The 1,014-nt window shown below is 71.5% G+C and carries 1 protein-coding gene; it reads right to left on the bottom strand.

Annotated features, from left to right (window positions below; genetic code table 11):
• Window positions 1-286: 286 nt before the first annotated feature.
• Window positions 287-1,014: transposase (locus PMW67_RS09715; protein WP_271739707.1), on the bottom strand; the 728-nt coding region annotated here is incomplete at its 5' end.

Raw genomic sequence — 1,014 nt, 5'->3', positions numbered from 1 at the left:
CTCGCTCATATGACCCAATCCACTGTCAAGGGCCACAATGGCCCCGCCGACCGCTTGCAATCGGTCGGCGGGGCCTGCCGTTAAACCCGTCCCGGTCCGCCCCCGGCATGTCATCGACGCCTTCGGCTCAGTCTCATATCCGCGGATACCGCTCCGGCGGCCCGCAATCCTCTCCTTCGGCGGGGTTCCCCTAGTCTGTCTTCGCGCATGCGGCGGCCGCCGCGCGCACAGCGAGAACGGGGGTGTCCCCGAAGGCTGCCCGGCTCGCCGGGACGGGGGCTTATGTCTATTCCGCGCCCTCCCGGCACATCGTGCCGAGGGCCCACAGCCACCTCACGAGCTCGGCCGCGGTGGCCGCGTTCGCCTTCGCCTGCGGCATCCCGCGGGCGATCATCTCCTCGCGGCGGCGCAGGAGCCTCTCGGACCCCTTCCTCCCGTGCATCCTTATCTCGAGGGGCACGCCGGAGCCCTTGGGCATCAGCTTCGGCTGGTGGCCGGCCTGGGCATAGCACCAGGACCCCTCGACAGCCAGCTTCCTGACGAGCGCGTTGCCGGCCCCGCTGATTCCGCCGAGGCGCACGGAGTCCGCGCTCGACCTCTGCTTCGGGGCGAGGCCGAAGTAGGCCGTCACCTGCCTGCCGGAGCGGAACCTCGAGAAGTCGCCGACCTCGGACGCGAAGGCGGCGGCGAGCGCGAACCCGCACCCCTTGATCGACTGGAGCGCCTCGACCTCGGCCGAGAGGGGGCCCGCCGCGACGGCGGCCCTGTATTCGGCGAGGAGGGCCTCCCTCGTCTCGTCGGCCGCCTCGACCTCGTTCCTCAGCGCCGCAAGCGCCCGGATGCCTCCGTCGTCGGCGGGGTGTATGCCGTCGAGCCACCTGAGGAAGCCGTACGTCCAGTACTTCCGGGGGTTGCCGGCCGGCGTCGTGCCACCGTAGACATAGCCGCGGCGGGCTAGGAACGCCAGGAGCCGCTGCTTCGCCGCCGCGAGCCTCGCGGTCGCCGCGTCGTGGG

The sequence above is a fragment of the Collinsella aerofaciens genome (assembly GCF_028209395.1).
GTDB classification, from domain to species: domain Bacteria; phylum Actinomycetota; class Coriobacteriia; order Coriobacteriales; family Coriobacteriaceae; genus Collinsella; species Collinsella aerofaciens_AZ.
Note: the sequence above shows the minus strand (reverse complement) of the source record. Positions and strands in the feature narration are given on the sequence as shown.